Raw genomic sequence first — 1,526 nt, 5'->3', positions numbered from 1 at the left:
TGGCGCAACTGGGAGGGGGCAGCGCAAATGTTCTCTAATCTCATTCTTCGGAACAGCCGCCGCAGCCGAAAGGAAAACGGTCTGTTTTTCAGCTCCCTGGTGATTTCTATTGTTGCCTTTTACATGATTCTTTCCATCTCCACTCAAGATGTGATGCTCTTTTTGCAGAAAATGGAGAGTGACGCAGTTGACAAACTCCTGCTTCTGATTCCTGCGTTTTATGGGATGACCCTCGGTATTCTGTTCTTTTTGATCTATTTTGCCTGCAAGTATCAGTTCGAGCGCAGACGGCATGAGTTTGGTGTTTATCTAATGTTGGGGATGCGTAGAAGTAAACTGTTTGGTATGCTTCTGGCGGAAGATTTCCTGACCAGTATTCTTGCCATGCTCATAGGCTTACCTGTGGCTGTGGTGCTTTCAGAAATTGTCAGTCTTGTCACCGCCAAGCTGGTAGGCATGGGGATCATCGGTCATCAGTTTTCTTTATCCTGGTCTGCGATTGAATGGACGCTGGCAGGATTTCTGGCAATTAAGCTGACGGCACTTCTGATTTTGAGTGGACGAATCAGCCGCCAGGAGATCGGTACTTTGCTATCCCAGCCAACGAACCGCCCCAAAAAGCAAATGCCATCTGTTATCTATGGACTGGCTGCTATATGCGGAAGTGTGATGTTGGCAGTGGCTTACTACATGGCGATTCAGGGAATTGCATGGACAAAGGTAAGTATGATGGGACTGACTTTGCTGTTGGGCATAGTTGGTACGATGCTGCTTTTCTATGGGATGCGTGCGCTGATTGCTTTGATTGTTAAGAAAGGAAAAGGAAATAAGCAGCTTCATGTATTTACCTTCCGGCAGATTCAGGAGAATGTCATTCATCAGTCAAACTCCATGGCCATCAGCTCCCTGCTGATTCTGGCGGCGCTGTGTTGTTTTGGTGCGGGCGTAGGAATTGCAGGAACGAATAACCTGTCTTCTGGCCATGTAATCGACTATACTTTTGAAGATCATACTGCAGAAGATTCATCGCAGGTTCTTCCGAATATAAAGGCAGTCCTGAAAGAAAACAGTTTGGAAAATCAATTTTCAGAGCTTTTTGAAATGAGGGTTGGGCGTATTCGCACCACAGAAGATTATGATAATGCCTACAGCATGGACGCTGTTATGGACTCTCTTCGGAGCCTGCCCCAGTCGGAAGACCGGGATGTCCTTCTGAACAATCTTGGTTATGCCACATACCCATATTTGATTTGTTTATCGGACTATAATCGTTTGTTGGAATTGTCCGGCAAACCGGCTCTCCAATTAGGCGAAAAGGAGGCCGCTGTCTATATTGATACAGAGTTTACTACGGTAAGTCGTACCGCAATGCTGAACCAAGTATTGGCCGGACAGCCCAAGGTGGAACTGGATGGTAGTCCGATTCATCTTACAGGAGAGGTTCAGTCTGTGAATTTGGTCACGGACCGTTCTATAACCTTGTCCTTTGCATTGATTCTTCCGGATGAAGCATTCCTATATTATAG

General features: G+C 46.3%; 1 protein-coding gene. It reads left to right on the top strand.

The window, feature by feature from the left end; translation table 11 throughout:
* Window positions 1-153 precede the first annotated feature (153 nt).
* Window positions 154-1,526, top strand: a 1,373-nt coding sequence (locus tag LI149_RS14985) for an ABC transporter permease (RefSeq protein WP_227143606.1), incomplete at its 3' end; no start/stop codon positions are given.

The organism is Dorea sp. 210702-DFI.3.17 (assembly GCF_020560825.1).
GTDB classification, from domain to species: Bacteria; Bacillota; Clostridia; order Lachnospirales; family Lachnospiraceae; genus Dorea; species Dorea formicigenerans.
This window is presented reverse-complemented; position numbering and strand designations above follow the sequence as displayed.